Genomic DNA, 15,907 nt, shown 5'->3' with positions numbered 1-15,907 from the left:
TTAAATCAAGTCCCCTTTCACCAGCGGGAAAAGGCACGTAATCGCCTCCCCTGCTGGAGTCTGGCACTCCTCACCCCTGTCTCCAACTATAATCAGGGGGAGGAGTTCATTAGTTCCTGAGAAAACTCAATAATTCCCGGTTAACCAGTTGCGGAACTTCCTGCTGCATCCAGTGTCCACAGTCGGCAACTAATTGTAGTCGAAAAGGTGCGGTAATTAACTTATCTAAACCCTCAACCAGTTTCTGGCTAAGAAATGAATCATCTTCTCCCCATAGTACCAATGTGGGTACATTGATTTGGGGCGGACGCATCCAACTGGAAAATAAACCGGCTGGTTGCAGAAGTTGACGATAGTAATTAATTGCCGATCGCAATACTCCCGGCTTCTCTAACGCCGCCTGATAAATTTCGGTTTCCTCCGCACTAAAAGCCCCCTTGCGGATGGCGTGTTCTCGCAGAAAACCACGGATAAACTCTTTCAAATTTTGCTGAATTAGCCATTCAGGAACCCCCGGAACTTGAAAAGCTAAGACAAACCAACTGCGACGAATTTGATCAAAATTACCCATAAGTTCCTGAACAAACCTATGGGGCGGCGGTGCGTTTAAAATAGCTAAACGGTTAACTGATTCTGGAAATTTTTGGGCTAAATTCCAGGCGATCGCACCCCCACAATCATGACCAACAATGTGGGCTTTTGCATATCCCAAGCGCTTAATTAACCCTCGGATATCTTGGCTGAGGGTATCGAGATCATAACCACTTTCCGGTTTATCTGAGTCATTGTAACCCCGCAAATCAGGGACAACTACTTTAAAATAACGAGAAAGCGCCGGAATTTGGTAACGCCAAGCATACCAAAACTCAGGAAAACCATGTAACAAAACAACTAATTCACCTTGTCCTTGGGTCACAGAATGAAGGTGAATGTTATTAGTTTCAACATATAGGTGTTCCCACCCAGACTCCAAACCTGCCATATCCTGCCACAATAACTTACCCCAAACCGCATCGATTCTCAGAGAACTAGCAGCAGCTTGGGATTGCCAAAGAGCTTGAACATCATGCTCCGTATATATCTAGGTTAGCATTTTAAGACCCGGTTGGATTGGTAATTATCCCTTATCCCTGATGAATGCTTTGGGGTACAGCCGCCGGTCCGAGTATATCATGTTTGACCAGACTCGCGAGTTCCTCTAATTGAGCGATCGCCTCTGCACCTTCCAACTTCATCAATTCGCGATCGTCGCGCATCTCCGTCCAGGTAATCCCATAATCCGACACCAAAAATCGGATCAGATGATTTTCACCCAGGCTGACCATAAATGACGCGCTGTTCATTTGGCCCCCACAAGTATAGCAGGAAGCCAGGTAGCCCCGTCGTTCTAGCACAATAGCTAGGGCTTTAAGATTCATCACCAAATCCTGAACGAATTTTCGATGTTGCTCCGCAAGTCTGATAAACATAGTTTTTCTCCTGTCACCACAATCTTTAGATTATTGTCAAAATTTAACATAATCTCAGGACTGGATGTCTCGATGTTGGTAAAGTATCACTTCTGCTAACCCAATTCATCATCAGCAGCGGTTGAATATTGGAGGTCAACCAGACCCCAAATCCACTGAAAACAACTTGAAAACAAAGCGATCGCTTTATTCCCAAATCCTTGATGGCATTAGGCTTAGAGATAGCCTTCTCAGATCTAGCATAGTGATTCGAGTTTTGCCATAGCTAAAACAAATCCTTATGATAAACATAACTAAATTTAACAAAACTCAATCTTTTTGAGCAGTCCTAGCCAGGGAACCTGTAAGGCTAATTAATCAATTAACCCTACAGGTTAAGATGATTAACTGATTCTAAGGGTGCAAATTACCCCAATTAGCTAATCAACCGTCCACCAACCCAAAGCCGGACCAACCAACCGAATAGTTAGCCAAAAAATCACTAAAAAGCTAATCCCAAACCAAGCCCCCTTAGTAGTCCATTGCATAAACTGTTCACTTTGGGTTTTAGTAATCGGTACCCAAGGCAAGATAGTTAAACTAAGCCAAGATGTCGCCATCCTAACTCGTCTTCAAAACCGGACGTGAAAGTTTCCCTTCATCCGGCTCCTCAATGTTACAGCTCCTGTCATTAGCACCTCAGCTATCATCACTGATAATTTCCACAATTGGCTGTACTCCCATAGCTGAAATTGCTATCCTCAGTAGAGGCTGCCCCTTTTCCTTTAACATACCTAAAGATATGTATCTGGGAATGTTTGAATAAGGCTATTTCCTCATGTCCTCGTACAGCAAAAGCCCAATTTCTGTTATCAATACTCTGCCAGTATTTTTTAGCCACCCATTTTTCGCTCTGATTGGGATGACGGCGATTTGCCCATCTTCTCAGCTTTCCGAATAGCAGGTAATCCAATTTATTCAACACTTCTTTAGAGACTACTGTTGAGTAATAGTTACTCCATCGGAGAATGATTCGATTCAATCTCCTGATTAGTGCCGCTTGAGGGGCAGCTTGATGAGCATCAATAACCTTCACCAGTAGTTGATAGTGTTCTTTGAATGCCTTTCGGGATGGCTTGATCATAGTCTTGAAACCCAGAGAGTTTCCCTTTCTGTCTTTTCCAGAGTGATATTTTCCGACTCGGTATTGTTGAATATGGAAACCGAGGAAGTCGAAACCCGCATCCTCCCCATCAAGAGTATGGGCTATCCTCGTTTGTTCTGGTTTTAATTCAAGACCCCATGGCTTTAACCACTCCCTGATTACCTGTTGGGAGTGATGGATGACAGCAGCATCTTGATGAAGTATAACCAACTTATCCGCGTATCTAATTAAACATAGTTTATGACGGTTAACTGGCTCTCTTCCAGATAGCTGATCCGCCATGTTCAGCAGATCTTCTTCCATTCCGTGGAGGGCAATATTTGCCAGTAATGGCTGGATTACACCTCCTGGGGAAGTGCCTTCCTTGGTCGGAAATAGGTGTTTTCCATCCATTACACCGGATTTGAGCCATGCTCGTATTTGTCGGCGTAATTTAGGGAATGTTCCTAATTTATCCAACAGGCGATCGCCATTAATGCGATCGCTCAAGCATTTAGTGATCTGGGTATCTAACACCCATTTAGGCTCTGACTCCAGATGATTGGATATTGCTTTTATGGCATCATGGCATGAGCGTCCTGGTCTAAATCCATAACAGTTAGATTCAAATTTGGCTTCCCATTCCGGTTCTAATGCTAGTCTCACCAAACCTTGACCCGCGCGACAAAATATAGTCTGTTCTCCATTCCGATTTGGAGCATTTACGACCGTTTCTGTCGAGTCTACTCTGTGGGTAGGCTTGGGTTTAGCACCTAGCGTCAGTTGTCCGACAAGGTTGATTCGTGCTTGTGAGCATAGGGATTTTACCCCGTCCACACCCGCCGTATTTTTACCTTGATTATCTTGAGTTACCGATCTAACCGCTAATACCTTTGCTGACCAGGACTTTAATAACAACTTTTGGAGATAGCGAACTGCTTTGAAATCACCACGCTTTGAGGCTTTATAGATTCGTTTTTGCAGGCGGAATAAGCGACGTTCAACCTTTTTCCAGTTGATGTCACCCCATTCCAGTCTTTCCGTAGTCTTTACACTCGTTTCAGATTTCATTTCCTGTTACTGGCAACTCTATATTCCGTAACATCGTGGAACTGTCAGCCTATTCTAGGCATTACCCTAGACCTTCGCTTCTGTCCCAATCCTGACCACATACAGCTTGCGGCTGGCTACCTACTCAGTTATCGACCAATACCTGAGAGCATATACATGGGTTACTTCGTTCCGAATTACCTTTGGTTGTACCTTTAGGACGATGCTTTACGCCGGGTTTATAGGGGGTGTATGTTGGTCTGTGAACAATCAGCCAACCCCATTTATCCTTAGCCTTTTGGCTCCAGCGTGTCAGCCTTTTCGCTGGTTTAAGGTGACGACGTTTTGATCACATCTTCAGATTTCCTTATCCATGGGTACTTGCTCGACAGAGTGCTAGTTTAGGCTACCAGCAGAGCCGCCTTTTCATCCCGCTTCACCAAGTCGCGATAGTCCGATCGCCTCAGTGGGGATGATGCTGTCACGTCTACACCAGACGGGAGGGACTTTCACCCTCAAGGTAATTCAGTTGTCAGGGAACAGGTTTTTCTGTTTTTATCTGTCCCCGCTGGTAATCCCCCAAACCTATAACCAGTAGGCTTTAGGCTGGTTTCTACCAAACGAATCGCACTATTCCTCCTTACCGTACTTTTCCCCCATCATCTCTTTGCGACGTTTAGCTTCACCCATAATTTTGGCGCTTCCAACAAATGTACTAACTATCCCCCACCATTCCTAACAGTTTAGGGAGGGGAGATAGTTGTCTATTTTAGCTCCAATTCTCAACCTTTGTCCCCTCAGACATCCCTGCTCCTCTGTCCATCGCAATAATCGGGTTATTGGTTGACCGATGATTTCCGTTGATAATCCGATCGCTCGACGTGGGGTTTCTGTTACTAAAGCGATCGCCTCAGCAGCAGAACAAATCCCCCACCTGACTAAATTTTCCGCTCCCCTCAACAGCGATAAAGTAGTTCCCGCCAAAGTTCCATCCTCTAGCCGAGCCACCCCCCCTGTCACCTCAATGCGCCGGTCATCCCACGGATAAACACCATCCGCCAATCCCAAAGGCGCTAAAGCATCACTAACCACAAAAATCTCACCCTTACTCCCCCGTAACAGTACCTCCAGCATGGTTGGACAAACATGATGTCCATCAGCGATCGCCCCACAAAATACCTCTGAGCGACATAAAGCCGCCCCCAATAGTCCTGGTTCCCGGTGATGTAGGGGAGGCATGGCATTAAAAGCATGAGTTACCATTGTCGCCCCCTGGTTAAATGCTTCATCAGCCACAGTTAAATTAGCCTGAGAGTGACCGAGACTGACGATAATGCCTAAACTCCTCAAATAGGGGATAACTGTCGCCGTGGGGTCTAATTCTGGCGCTAGAGTCATCACCTTAACCACCTTCCCATAATCCCCTAGAACCCGTTTGACATTATCTGTGGTTGGGGGTAATAGACAATTTTGAGGATGTGCGCCCCGTTTTTGCACATTCAGAAATGGTCCCTCAAGATGAACTCCTAAAATCTCCGCCGCCGAGTGCTTCCCGTCCTTCCCGTCTGGTTGAAATTCCCCTAGGGTAGCCAGCGATCGCCTAAATTTCTCTACGGTGGTTGTCACTATGGTAGGCAAAAATCCATCAACCCCCTGATGCCATAAATACTCACAAATACCTTGCAGTTGTTGATAATTCTCCCCCGTTAACTCCGGGAAAGCTAACCCTAACCCACCATTAATCTGTAAATCTATCCCCCCTAGGGAAATCCAATCTCCACCTACATCAACCACTGCGGCGGCGGGGTCTGGTTTCGTGGCGATCGCCTTAACTACACCATCACGAATTTGTAGGGTATGTAATCCAGGTTTACCTAGAATCTGACTGTTAATTAAATCTACTGACACATCATTAGGCGGGAGGCTTTCATTCATCATCTTACATAATCATTGATTTATAACTGGGTTAAACTAACTCTCGCTTGACCCAAATTTATCTCATTAAATAATCTGTTAATTCGGGATATCTAGTAAACTGGCGATCGACACTTGCTAATTGACCTTGATAAACTAACGCCGTTGCTATGATTATCCTATCAAAAGGGTCTTGATGAATCGCAGATAAATTCACCGCTTGACAAGCGACTTCCGCATTCAAAGGCATCAGACTAATACCTGTGGGCGTTAGGGCTTCATGTAGCCACTCATTTACTGGACAGGGTAACTCTAACCTTCCTTTTTTGTAAGCTACTGCGACTTCATAACAAGATACTGGGGAAATACCAACTTCGTCAGCAGCATAAATTTGGTCACACCAATGAGCCGGAAATCTTTCAAACTCTTGTGTAATCAGCCAAATCCATATATGGGTATCTAGGACAATCACTTTAGACATTCCCAGTCATCCTCATCTACAATTGGACTAATTATATCCCCAATGGTTTGGCCTTTTCCGGCAATTGAATCTGGCGGAAATCGCCGTTTCTTATTTCCCTCTCGATTAGATAGATCTGGCTCCGGTAATACAGTGATAATCACTCGCGCTTTGTTCAGGTCTGGCTGGTCTGATAACCATTTAAACTCACCGTTTTCGTAGATCGCTTCGTAACTTTTTAGCATGATTTACTGTTACCTCTCAATAATAGTGGATGATTCCGAGTCCATCTGCTGCTGGCTTGTAGTCCAACTAGACTGGCGCAATGTCAACCCTCGTATTTCGCCTCTCTCATATTAGGGGTCGAGAATGGAGTCGCCTCCATCCCCTCCCATTCAGAACCGTGCATGAAAGTTTCCCTTCACACGGCTCCTAGTCTGATTGCTCCATTGTTATAGGTACAGCGTCGGCATTGTCAAGTGCCGTCTTATCATCGTGACAGTGGCGGTGCAGTAGTTGAAGATTCTTGTACTCATCTCTACCTCCTTGGCTTCGGGGTACAATGTGGTCGATTTCAACTAAGTCTGATGGGGTGAAGTATTGCCCGCACCAGGCACACCTACCTTTCTGCTTTTTGAGTAGTTTGGCTACCCTTGTTGGCGTATCGATTGCCTGTCCTTTCCTGGTTGCCCAGTAAGTCCAATTTCCATCGTATGGTGTTGCGTCCGGGCGTACTAGGGTATGTCTGACAATTGGTGTCCAGTTGTGTTTATATAGATGTAACCCATCTTTGGTTTGGAACATCCAAGATTCCTGCCTTTCTTTCCCATTACTGAGTTTAACCGTTCCCGGTCTAAAGTATTTACTCAGCTTTTCATAACTTGCCTTTCCGCATCTTGAGACTGCCCATGCCCTTAACATTAACCAGATTTTATGGTCTAGTTTGTTGAAGGTCTCTGATGAGACAACTCCTGAGTAATAGTTTGACCATCCTCGAATTATCGGGTTTAGTCTGCTAATCAGAGCTGATTGAGGTGCTGTTTTATGTTGTTTAATTACACCTTTTATCACTTCTGTGTGGGCTTTAACTGCTTTCTTACTGGGTTTAATTTGGGTTTTGTGTCCGATTAATCGGCTTATTGCTCCCCCTGTCTTTCCAGATTTGTGTTTTCCTGCTGGGTATTGCCTGATGTTGAATCCTAGAAAGTCGAACCCTGGGTTCTCCATTTGGCCATTATACTCAATGGGATTGAGTGTGTGGCATATCCTGGTTTTTCCGGGTTTTATCTCTAGCCCAACAGGCTCTAGCCATTTGGAAATTGCAGTTTTGCACTGTTCGATGATTTCAAGTGATGGAGATATCACCACAAAATCATCGGCGTATCTTATTAAGGTTGCCTGAAAAGGTTTTCCTTTCTTGTTAGGATACATTTCTTCTATTAACCTAGCCATTCCATCCAGTGCAATGTTGGCTAGGAGCGGACTTATTACCCCTCCTTGTGGTGTCCCTATTTCTGTATCCTCAAATACGCCGTTATCCAGTACACCTGCTTTGAGCCATTGTTTAACGTCTCGCTTTAGGCGACTAGGACAATGAATTTTGGACAGTAGGTAATCATGGTTTATTCGGTCAAAGCACTTTGCTATATCAGCGTCCAGCACATAATATTCACCTTTGTTGATACTTTGGTAAATCCTGGCTATCGCATCGTGGGCTGACCTTCCCGGTCTAAACCCGTAACTCGTGCCTTCAAATCTTGACTCCCATTCGGGCTCAAGTGCCGACTTAACCAACGCTTGCCTTGCTCTATCTTGGATTGTGGGTATTCCCAGGGGGCGTTTTTCATCCCTTCCAGGTTTTGGAATCCACACCCGTCGCAGTGGTTTTGCTTTGAGGTTTCCCTTAATACTCTCAACAAGTTCCAACCTTTGTTTGGGAGAGATTATTCTAACCCCATCAACTCCAGCCGTCTTCTTGCCTTGATTGTCTTGGGTCATTCGCCGCACTGCCAAGAGCCTGGCATAATATGATTTCACCAGTAGACGTTGCAACCTTCTCGCCTTCGCGTGCTGTCCCGATTTAGCTGCTTGGTATATCCTCTTTTGGAGCTTAAAGACATATCGCTGAACCTTAGCCCAATTGATACTTCTCCATACATTCGTAGTCTTGGTAGGTCTCGGTTTACCGAATCCCTTACTTTCTCTCGATTTCGTCATATTGACTCCTACTCAGCTTTATCCTTGCAATCAAACCGTGACCCGTTGGCATATCCCTACCATTACAGTCGGGCGTTGGCTTCTGGTCACATCTCACCCCCTAATGGGCTTGCGCTTACACTTGTCACTACTGACTACCTCGACCAGATAATCAGAGCCCAATAGGGGTTAAAACGTTCCGTTTATATGGGCATTCCATCCTTAGATTTGTCCTATCCACCGGGGTACTTTTGAAGGTCTGTGAAGGTAGTATAATCAGTCTCCTTCCTTTCCCCTTGCTCTTTTGAACGCAGCGTATCAACCTATTTCGCTACTCAATGCTTACGATGGTTCAAGCCAGACATTCGGTTTCCCTAATCATAGATGGTTGGCAGTGGTCGCTTTCGGTAGTAGGTTCTACTTCACGCCTTCCGTTCCCCGCTTCATTCCTAGGGTTGTGAGACCTTAAACTGGGGGTGGCTATCGCCGTCACCCTCACCTCTGTATCGCATTTCCCTAATGTTAAGAGTTATTACGATTTACTACAGAGTATGTTGACCTTGAGTTCCCTGCCTTGATTTGGTATCAAATTGATACAAATCGTCGGGACATATAAACAGTTATGGGGATGGTCAGAAGCGAGCTTCTTGTATTCAACCAGGGGGCTGAAATCCCCATCAGGCAGTTATTTCGGGCATTTCAGCCTTATTTCATGCCTGAACGTCTCGCACGATTATAAACATTGTAGCTCAATTTGGGGGGACAATTCCTCAACAGACGTAGTTACTCCCAACTATCTCCACCCCTAATGCTATAATCCGGGTCTGTAGTTTCACTTCGTTATTAACAACTGCTATGGACTCAATCTCTCAGGACCCTAACTCCTCCCCTGCTCAAATTGGTATTATTATGGGCAGTGATTCTGACCTACCTACCATGTCAGCAGCGATCGCCGTATGTCAAGATTTTGGTATTAGTTGGGAAGTGGCGATCGTATCGGCACACCGTACCCCAGACCGGATGTTTGAGTATGCCAAAACTGCCCTAGGACGCGGATTAAAAGTTATTATAGCTGGTGCAGGCGGCGCGGCTCACTTACCCGGAATGGTTGCATCTCTCACCCCTTTACCTGTGATCGGGGTTCCCGTCCCCAGCCGTCACCTAATGGGACTAGATTCTCTCTATTCTATCGTTCAAATGCCAGCCGGTATTCCTGTGGCTACAGTGGCGATCGGAAACGCTAAAAATGCCGGTCTACTCGCTGTTCAGATTTTGGCTTCTCATCAACCTGAACTCATGGAAAAAGTCCAAGCCTATCGCCAAGATTTAACCGAATCTGTACTCGAAAAACAAACACTGCTTGCACAGTTTGGATATCAAGAATACCTTAAACAAATGTAGTGAGAAAAACTCCATTATTACACCAGTTTGTATATAACCATATTTGGCCCACAATCTATCAGTACCCCCCAGCAAATTGTCATAGATTTCTGTATCGCCTGATACAGAATCTTGATTAAGATAATGTTAACAAAGTAGATAAAAATCGTAGCTTAAAGTTATAGCCCTGGACTCGAAAGAATCTGATTATCCCTCGAAACTTCTCGTAGTTTATCCGTACTTTTTATGGTTAAATGGTAAGTCCACCTGTTAGCAAATGAACTCAGTTGAGTACAGATGTGGGAGTTTTGTCGGTTAACCCACACCTGTTCAAGTCCGGCTAGTTAACACCTACCTATTAAGTAAGGTAGGCATAAAGATTAAGCATCTCTCTAACCAGACGGCTATCATTTGCCGCCTCATTCTTTCCACATTAACGTAAATTGAACAACTCTAAGCAAATGTTGAAACGCCAAAAGTCGAGAACCAGAAGTTATCGGCAATTTGCTGAGGTAGTTGGATCTGCGCCTCAGCCTACTCCGTCAATTTTGCAGCCCAAAAGACCCAGATGGCTTTCTCCTAGCCTACTAGGGTGCATTCCTCTCACGGCCCTGATTATTATATTTTGGAGTTTAGCAGCAGTCGCCCAAGACGACGCACAACCCATAACTCCCGAATATGTGCAGGGTGTTTTAAATACCATTTGGATTGTGATTGCCAGTATTTTGGTAATCTTTATGAACGCTGGTTTCGGGATGTTAGAAACCGGATTTTGTCGTCATAAAAATGCCGTTAACATTCTCTCCAAAAACCTAATCGTATTTGCGATCGCTACACTAATTTACTGGTTCTTTGGATTCTCCGTCATGTTCGGAGGGGAAAACCCCTTTATTGGTGGTGGTGGCTTCTTCCTGACTGGAGATCCCAGCGTTTACGGACTTGACAAATTCCCCGAAGGATTACCCAAAGAAGTTTTCTTTCTGTTCCAGGTCGCCTTCGCAGAGTACCGCCGCCACCATTGTATCCGGCGCAGTAGCCGAACGGATCGAATTTGTCGCCTTCCTAATATTTAGCCTATTGCTAGTGGGAATCTCCTACCCCATTACCGGACACTGGGTCTGGACTGAAAACGGCTGGTTAGCAAGTATGGACTTCCATGATTTTGCCGGATCAAGCGTAGTTCACTCCGTGGGAGGATGGGCTGCCCTCATGGGGGCAGCATTCCTCGGACCCCGCATGGGCAAATACGGTCCATCTGGTGAACCTAGGGCGATTCCTGGTCATAACATGAGTATTGCTACCCTGGGATGTTTAATTCTGTGGATCGGCTGGTTTGGATTTAACCCCGGTTCCGAATTGGCTGCTAATGAGAATGTTCCCTATATCGCCCTCACCACGAACTTAGCAGCCTCTGCGGGGGGTGTATCTGCTACCCTCACCTCCTGGATTAAGGATGGTAAACCAGACCTATCCATGATTATCAACGGCATTCTCGCCGGTTTAGTGGGAATTACCGCCGGTTGTGATGCTGTACCCTTGTGGGCTGCAGTTGTAATTGGTGCGATCGCCGGAGTTATCGTCGTCTACTCAGTCGCCTTCTTCGATCGCATTCAGATTGACGACCCCGTAGGTGCTACCTCGGTTCACTTAGTTTGTGGAATTTGGGGAACCCTAGCCGTCGGTATCTTTGGCGGCGCTAATCTCGGCGTTCAAATCCTCGGTATCCTCTCTATCGGTGGATTTACAGTAGTCATGACGACTATTTTCTGGTTAGCCATCAAAGCCATGGTCGGTATCCGCGTCCATCCTGAACATGAATATGAAGGACTCGACATCGCCGAACATGGTATGGAAGCCTATAACGGATTCCTCAAAGAAGTAGGCCCAGCCAGTGTCGGAGGTATTGACCCCGGTATTCCTAGCCGCGAAGATGGAATTGGCAGAAGCTATTAAACTCTAATCTCATCTGCCATCTTATCTGCTTAAAAATCGTCTCCTAACTGGCACATAGCCCCTACAGGAGGCGATTTTTTCTTTCCACACATTGCTAGACATTGCTAGGGCGATCGCCCCATATATCCAGAGTCTGATGATGAGAGAATGCCAAACCTCCTCTTTTTCTAGGGAGGATGTAGCACAACAGCCGTTTTAAACTTCTACATCACAGAGTGGCCAATTGTAGAGGCGATTACTGTTGGTGTAAACCTGCGGCAGGTCGGCGAGTAGCGCGAACCCAGAATCTACCCTTCCCTAAAATCAAAGGTAGAGTGTCAACATAGAAGTAGACAACTTTAGGGCGTTTCTCAGATTCTCGTGTTGATTCCGTTAAAAACTATTCCAGCTTGGGTGATGTTATCCCTCATCGGTAACGGGATACTAACTCTGGTGATTGTCCTACTATTGCTAAGGGGACAATCATTATCCGACACTTCCCAAGCCCAAGCGCAACCCTCAGAAGAAAAACAAGTTGGTGCAGCAGTACAAACCCAACAGACCCATGAAGTTCAGCCTAACGGCGCTAACTCCTCATTTCAGCCACCATATCGCTTGACCTACGAAGATTCGGTAGAACAGCTAAAAGAAAAAGCACTTCTCGCGGCTCAGAATCGCCCCGATCGCCTAACCATTTTAGCCGGAGATTCATTAAGTTTATGGTTTCCCCCTGAACTATTACCCCCAGGGAGAACCTGGTTAAATCAAGGTATATCCGGGGAAACCTCCGCCGGATTACTACGACGACTCAAGGTGTTTGACCTGACCCAACCAGAAACTGTATTTATCATGATCGGTATCAATGACCTGTTACGGGGAATTGACGATCAAACGGTTTTAGCCAACTGGCGGGAAATTATTAGAGATGTGCAATGGGTTCATCCCAGCGCTCAAGTGGTCGTTCAGTCGATTTTACCCCACAGCGATCAAAATGCTAGTTGGGAAGGACGCGATCGCCTACTTAAAATTCCTAATCGTCGTATACGCCGACTTAATAGAGAATTAGAAGCGATCGCGATCGCCAATGGTGCTTATTTCCTAGACCTACATCCTCTATTCACCGACGAAAAAGGAAACCTGCGCCCGGAACTCAGCACCGATGGTCTACATCTCAATGATCGTGGCTATTTAGTCTGGAGTACCGGATTACAATTTTTTAGCCACAAAACACTAGGTTCCCCCTAAAGCGCTAAACTAAACCTCGGAGCATAAACTTCTTACCTACAGACCTACAGATGCGATCGCACAGTCCCCGGTTCTAAAACTCAACAGTTGAACAGATTTTGAAGATGAAGATCTCACTAACACAAACCATTACCACCCTAGCAGCAGCTACCTTCTCCATTATCACTGGATTTTCTGGTGCCAATGCAGTCCAATTTGGTCAACAGGAAGTTGATCAGGAGCGATTCGTAGCCATGGCTGTTCCCCGCGCCTTTGGTTACTCCCTAGTAGTCGTTGAACAAATTTCTGATTCCCGACCCTGTTGGAGTGAAAATGGCAGCCGTCCCGTTCAAGTTGAACCCCTACTTCTTAACTTCGACTTTAGCGGAATTTGTGGACGCGCCACCGACAGCAACGGCTATTCGGTTCGCATGGGAGGACAAGACCTCGCCCTCAGCCATAGTCTCACCGTCCAAGCTACTCCAGGAGAGATTTTACTGGTCGCTAACTCTCGCGCTGATGTCTACGCACCACCCATTATTATCGGTCGCAGCTTTGGTCGGTCTAGTGGCTTTACCAAAATCTTTTTAGAACCCGGTTGGCGCTTCACTAAACGAACCTACAACGATCGCACCCTCGGTCATATTTATTTCACCCACGACCACCTACCTCGCTGAAATCTACAATATTCTTCCCCCTGACTCAATATCCACCCGCCATGGGGCGATCGCCTGAAGATCTCACTAACCCCTATCAAATCAGATATGATCCCCTAAATCATAGAGATAATTACTGATATACTCGCCGATTACCGGATTTCATCAAGGTTAAAATTTATGTCTCAGGGGAGAAGCGATCGCCCATATAATTCCGTTATGCTATATCCTAGAGTACATGAGGAATAAAACATAATTCCTATCTGTCCATTCAGGAGGACAAAAAGATGAAGACTTTATCAACAGTCATGATTCTAGGGGCAGCCACAACCATAGTATCCCTAGGCTTCGCCTCTCCAATTCGAGCTGAAAATCCAGCAGACCTGAGACAACTACTAGAAACCAGATTTTGTCAAGGTTGCGATCTTAGAGGGGCTGATCTATCAGGAGCCCATCTTATTGGGGTAGACCTCCGAAATGCTAACCTGGAAAATGCTAACTTAGCTAATGCTAACCTCGAAGGTGCAGACCTTAAAGGGGCAAATCTAACTGGCGCTAATTTGAGCGGTGCATTTCTAAATCAAGCCGAATTGAATGACGCAGTTCTTGATTTAGCTGACCTCAGTGGCGCTAACCTGATTAAGGCTCGACTAACAGGAGCAACTTTCGCTGGGGCGAATTTACAACAAACCCAAATGTTGCCACCTATCATCGGAATTACCCCCCCAGTTGCTACCGGTTCCCTCGATGACCTGGGCGGCGATGACTTGAGTATTGGTCGCGACCCCTCTCGGTTGGCTATGCCTATTGGTGGTCCGGATTTGGATCAGGACTTTCAGTATACTCAAGAATACCTCGAATCATTATTCCAGCCGATTCAGATTAATCGCTATTCCCTTCCCCCCCTTGAAGGTTTCGCACCTGGCGACAATAACCCAGTTAACCTTAAAATACCCCAAATTCGGTTCTAGTTAATTCTTCTCATCAGGCGATCGCTTAATCACTTAATCAATCACTAGCGGAATTGTGTTAAGTTTTGTAACAAAATGTTAAGAAATGTTGCGAAAAATTTTTTCTGGGGGAGTTGCTTGCTTTTTGCCTGGGCTTGTGATACCATTTTAAATAATGGAAATATTTGCAATTTTTTTATAGTGAGTAATATTCCGATTATAAAAGAGTATGTCAATAACGTACCATGAGTTCCCGTAGCTGTCAACCCCCCCACGGTAATCTGGCCGAACATTTTTTTAAAAATTGAATAAAACATCAACTTTTTTGGGGATTGTATTGATTTGTATCAACAGGCCCAAACGATAGCGATCGGTGGGATAATAAACAGTCAATTTGGCTGTATAAAAGAAAACAACTGTTATCTCATGTCATCAGAAAACCATAGATTAAACCTTGTCCAACGTCCCCGTCGTCTACGTCGTACCGATGCGCTGCGGCGGATGGTGCAAGAAACGCAACTAACAGTTAACGACCTGATATATCCCCTATTCGTGATGGAAGGGGAAAATCAGAAAGTGGAAGTCCCCTCAATGCCGGAAAGCTACCGCTACACCCTAGACCTATTACTGAAAGAAGTAGCAGAAGCATCGGAATTAGGGATTCGGGCTATTGCGTTATTTCCCCTAGTAGCGGAAGAAAAAAAAGACAACGCGGGTACGGAAAGCTATAATCCGGAAGGACTGGTACAGCGGACAGTCCGGGCCATCAAACAAGCTGTTCCCGACATCATGATTATCACGGATGTAGCCCTAGACCCGTTTTCCAGCAAAGGTCATGATGGTATCGTCAGCGATAGCGGTGAAATCCTCAACGATGAAACGGTGGAAGTTCTAGTTAAACAATCGATATCCCACGCGGAAGCGGGAGCGGATATAGTAGCACCCTCGGACATGATGGATGGACGGATCGGCGCAATTCGTGAAGGACTCGATGCAGCGGGTTATACAAACGTTGGTATCCTGGCTTACTCGGCTAAATACGCTTCGGCTTACTATGGCCCCTTCCGGGATGCGTTAGACTCGGCTCCGAAATTTGGCGATAAGAAAACCTATCAAATGGATCCGGCTAATAGCCGCGAAGCGATCAAAGAAGTTATGTTAGATGTGCAAGAGGGAGCGGATATGGTGATGGTGAAACCAGCGCTGGCATATCTTGATATTATTTCGCAGGTTCGACAAGCTACAAATGTACCTGTGGCGGCCTATAATGTTAGTGGTGAGTATGCGATGATTCGCGCAGCCGGACGTATGGGCTGGATTGATGAGAAAAAGGTGATGCTAGAAACGCTCACCAGCATGAAACGAGCCGGGGCGGATCTGATTCTTACCTATTTCGCTAAGGAAGTTGCCCTAATCCTTCGCTAGACTTTTGGGGGGGGTCTCTGCTTGGACTGGTGAACCCTCCCCTCGATCGCGATCGCCATAAAGTCTACATCAACGAATAGGAAAATTTGCGTTAAAATACAAACTCGGCTTATTGACTTGTTGTATAT

Annotated in this window: 14 protein-coding genes and 1 pseudogene; 6 read left to right on the top strand and 9 right to left on the bottom strand. The window is 45.7% G+C overall.

Features of this window, described 5'->3' with window-relative positions; genetic code table 11:
* Positions 1-109 precede the first annotated feature (109 nt).
* The 9 genes from NLZ44_RS08040 to ltrA form a co-directional block, all read right to left on the bottom strand.
* Positions 110-982, bottom strand: a complete 873-nt coding sequence (locus NLZ44_RS08040; protein WP_493752424.1) for an alpha/beta fold hydrolase — start codon at positions 980-982, stop codon at positions 110-112.
* A gap of 142 nt (positions 983-1,124) precedes the next feature.
* On the bottom strand, positions 1,125-1,469 hold the full coding sequence (locus NLZ44_RS08035; RefSeq protein ID WP_493752423.1) for a DUF1815 family protein: 345 nt from the start codon (positions 1,467-1,469) through the stop codon (positions 1,125-1,127).
* Between the two features lie 419 nt (positions 1,470-1,888).
* A complete protein-coding gene (locus NLZ44_RS08030) occupies positions 1,889-2,068 on the bottom strand; it encodes a DUF2839 domain-containing protein (RefSeq protein ID WP_006670312.1) in 180 nt (59 codons plus the stop codon).
* A gap of 89 nt (positions 2,069-2,157) precedes the next feature.
* On the bottom strand, positions 2,158-3,663 hold the full coding sequence (locus NLZ44_RS08025; RefSeq protein WP_493752422.1) for a reverse transcriptase N-terminal domain-containing protein: 1,506 nt from the start codon (positions 3,661-3,663) through the stop codon (positions 2,158-2,160).
* A gap of 609 nt (positions 3,664-4,272) precedes the next feature.
* Positions 4,273-4,332, bottom strand: a complete 60-nt coding sequence (locus NLZ44_RS08020) for a DUF2839 family protein (RefSeq protein WP_368664009.1) — start codon at positions 4,330-4,332, stop codon at positions 4,273-4,275.
* Between the two features lie 45 nt (positions 4,333-4,377).
* Positions 4,378-5,580 (bottom strand): N-acetylglucosamine-6-phosphate deacetylase, encoded by a 1,203-nt coding sequence (nagA, locus tag NLZ44_RS08015; RefSeq protein WP_493752421.1) that lies wholly within the window; start codon positions 5,578-5,580, stop codon positions 4,378-4,380.
* Positions 5,581-5,635: 55 nt separating this feature from the next.
* Positions 5,636-6,037 (bottom strand): type II toxin-antitoxin system VapC family toxin, encoded by a 402-nt coding sequence (locus NLZ44_RS08010; RefSeq protein ID WP_315639779.1) that lies wholly within the window; start codon positions 6,035-6,037, stop codon positions 5,636-5,638.
* Positions 6,025-6,261 carry a hypothetical protein gene (locus NLZ44_RS08005; RefSeq protein ID WP_006621027.1) on the bottom strand — a complete coding sequence of 79 codons (237 nt, stop codon included), beginning with the start codon at positions 6,259-6,261 and terminating at the stop codon, positions 6,025-6,027. Before NLZ44_RS08005 ends, NLZ44_RS08010 begins: the two co-directional genes overlap by 13 nt.
* A 187-nt stretch (positions 6,262-6,448) precedes the next feature.
* Positions 6,449-8,233 carry a group II intron reverse transcriptase/maturase gene (ltrA, locus tag NLZ44_RS08000; RefSeq protein WP_493752420.1) on the bottom strand — a complete coding sequence of 595 codons (1,785 nt, stop codon included), beginning with the start codon at positions 8,231-8,233 and terminating at the stop codon, positions 6,449-6,451.
* A gap of 834 nt (positions 8,234-9,067) precedes the next feature.
* On the opposite strand from ltrA, the gene purE reads away from it, so the two are divergent.
* The 6 genes and pseudogenes from purE to hemB all read left to right on the top strand — a co-directional run bounded on the left by purE (position 9,068) and on the right by hemB (position 15,779).
* Complete coding sequence (gene purE, locus NLZ44_RS07995) at positions 9,068-9,613, top strand: 5-(carboxyamino)imidazole ribonucleotide mutase (protein ID WP_315639777.1); 546 nt, start codon at positions 9,068-9,070, stop codon at positions 9,611-9,613.
* Positions 9,614-10,053: 440 nt separating this feature from the next.
* Positions 10,054-11,545: pseudogene (locus NLZ44_RS07990) on the top strand (ammonium transporter).
* 360 nt (positions 11,546-11,905) lie between these two features.
* The gene (locus NLZ44_RS07985; protein ID WP_493752419.1) at positions 11,906-12,769 is read left to right on the top strand and encodes an SGNH/GDSL hydrolase family protein; all 864 of its coding nucleotides are present in this window, start codon (positions 11,906-11,908) and stop codon (positions 12,767-12,769) included.
* A gap of 104 nt (positions 12,770-12,873) precedes the next feature.
* Positions 12,874-13,425 carry a DUF3747 domain-containing protein gene (locus tag NLZ44_RS07980; RefSeq protein WP_006621023.1) on the top strand — a complete coding sequence of 184 codons (552 nt, stop codon included), beginning with the start codon at positions 12,874-12,876 and terminating at the stop codon, positions 13,423-13,425.
* Between the two features lie 266 nt (positions 13,426-13,691).
* The gene (locus tag NLZ44_RS07975; protein WP_315639773.1) at positions 13,692-14,375 is read left to right on the top strand and encodes a pentapeptide repeat-containing protein; all 684 of its coding nucleotides are present in this window, start codon (positions 13,692-13,694) and stop codon (positions 14,373-14,375) included.
* A gap of 405 nt (positions 14,376-14,780) precedes the next feature.
* Positions 14,781-15,779 carry a porphobilinogen synthase gene (hemB, locus tag NLZ44_RS07970; RefSeq protein WP_006621019.1) on the top strand — a complete coding sequence of 333 codons (999 nt, stop codon included), beginning with the start codon at positions 14,781-14,783 and terminating at the stop codon, positions 15,777-15,779.
* Positions 15,780-15,907 lie beyond the last annotated feature (128 nt).

This window comes from Arthrospira sp. PCC 9901 (assembly GCF_059013425.1).
The sequence above is the reverse complement of the archived record's forward strand: the minus strand, read 5'-3'. Positions and strand labels throughout refer to the sequence as shown.

Bases quoted from the DNA above. Each gene is read 5' to 3' on its own strand.
- NLZ44_RS08040 (WP_493752424.1), bottom strand. From the start codon at position 982: ATGGCAGGTTTGGAGTCTGGGTGGGAACACCTATATGTTGAAACTAAT.
- NLZ44_RS08035 (WP_493752423.1), bottom strand. From the start codon at position 1,469: ATGTTTATCAGACTTGCGGAGCAACATCGAAAATTCGTTCAGGATTTG.
- NLZ44_RS08030 (WP_006670312.1), bottom strand. From the start codon at position 2,068: ATGGCGACATCTTGGCTTAGTTTAACTATCTTGCCTTGGGTACCGATT.
- NLZ44_RS08025 (WP_493752422.1), bottom strand. From the start codon at position 3,663: ATGAAATCTGAAACGAGTGTAAAGACTACGGAAAGACTGGAATGGGGT.
- nagA (WP_493752421.1), bottom strand. From the start codon at position 5,580: ATGATGAATGAAAGCCTCCCGCCTAATGATGTGTCAGTAGATTTAATT.
- NLZ44_RS08010 (WP_315639779.1), bottom strand. From the start codon at position 6,037: ATGTCTAAAGTGATTGTCCTAGATACCCATATATGGATTTGGCTGATT.
- NLZ44_RS08005 (WP_006621027.1), bottom strand. From the start codon at position 6,261: ATGCTAAAAAGTTACGAAGCGATCTACGAAAACGGTGAGTTTAAATGG.
- ltrA (WP_493752420.1), bottom strand. From the start codon at position 8,233: ATGACGAAATCGAGAGAAAGTAAGGGATTCGGTAAACCGAGACCTACC.
- purE (WP_315639777.1), top strand. From the start codon at position 9,068: ATGGACTCAATCTCTCAGGACCCTAACTCCTCCCCTGCTCAAATTGGT.
- NLZ44_RS07980 (WP_006621023.1), top strand. From the start codon at position 12,874: ATGAAGATCTCACTAACACAAACCATTACCACCCTAGCAGCAGCTACC.
- NLZ44_RS07975 (WP_315639773.1), top strand. From the start codon at position 13,692: ATGAAGACTTTATCAACAGTCATGATTCTAGGGGCAGCCACAACCATA.
- hemB (WP_006621019.1), top strand. From the start codon at position 14,781: ATGTCATCAGAAAACCATAGATTAAACCTTGTCCAACGTCCCCGTCGT.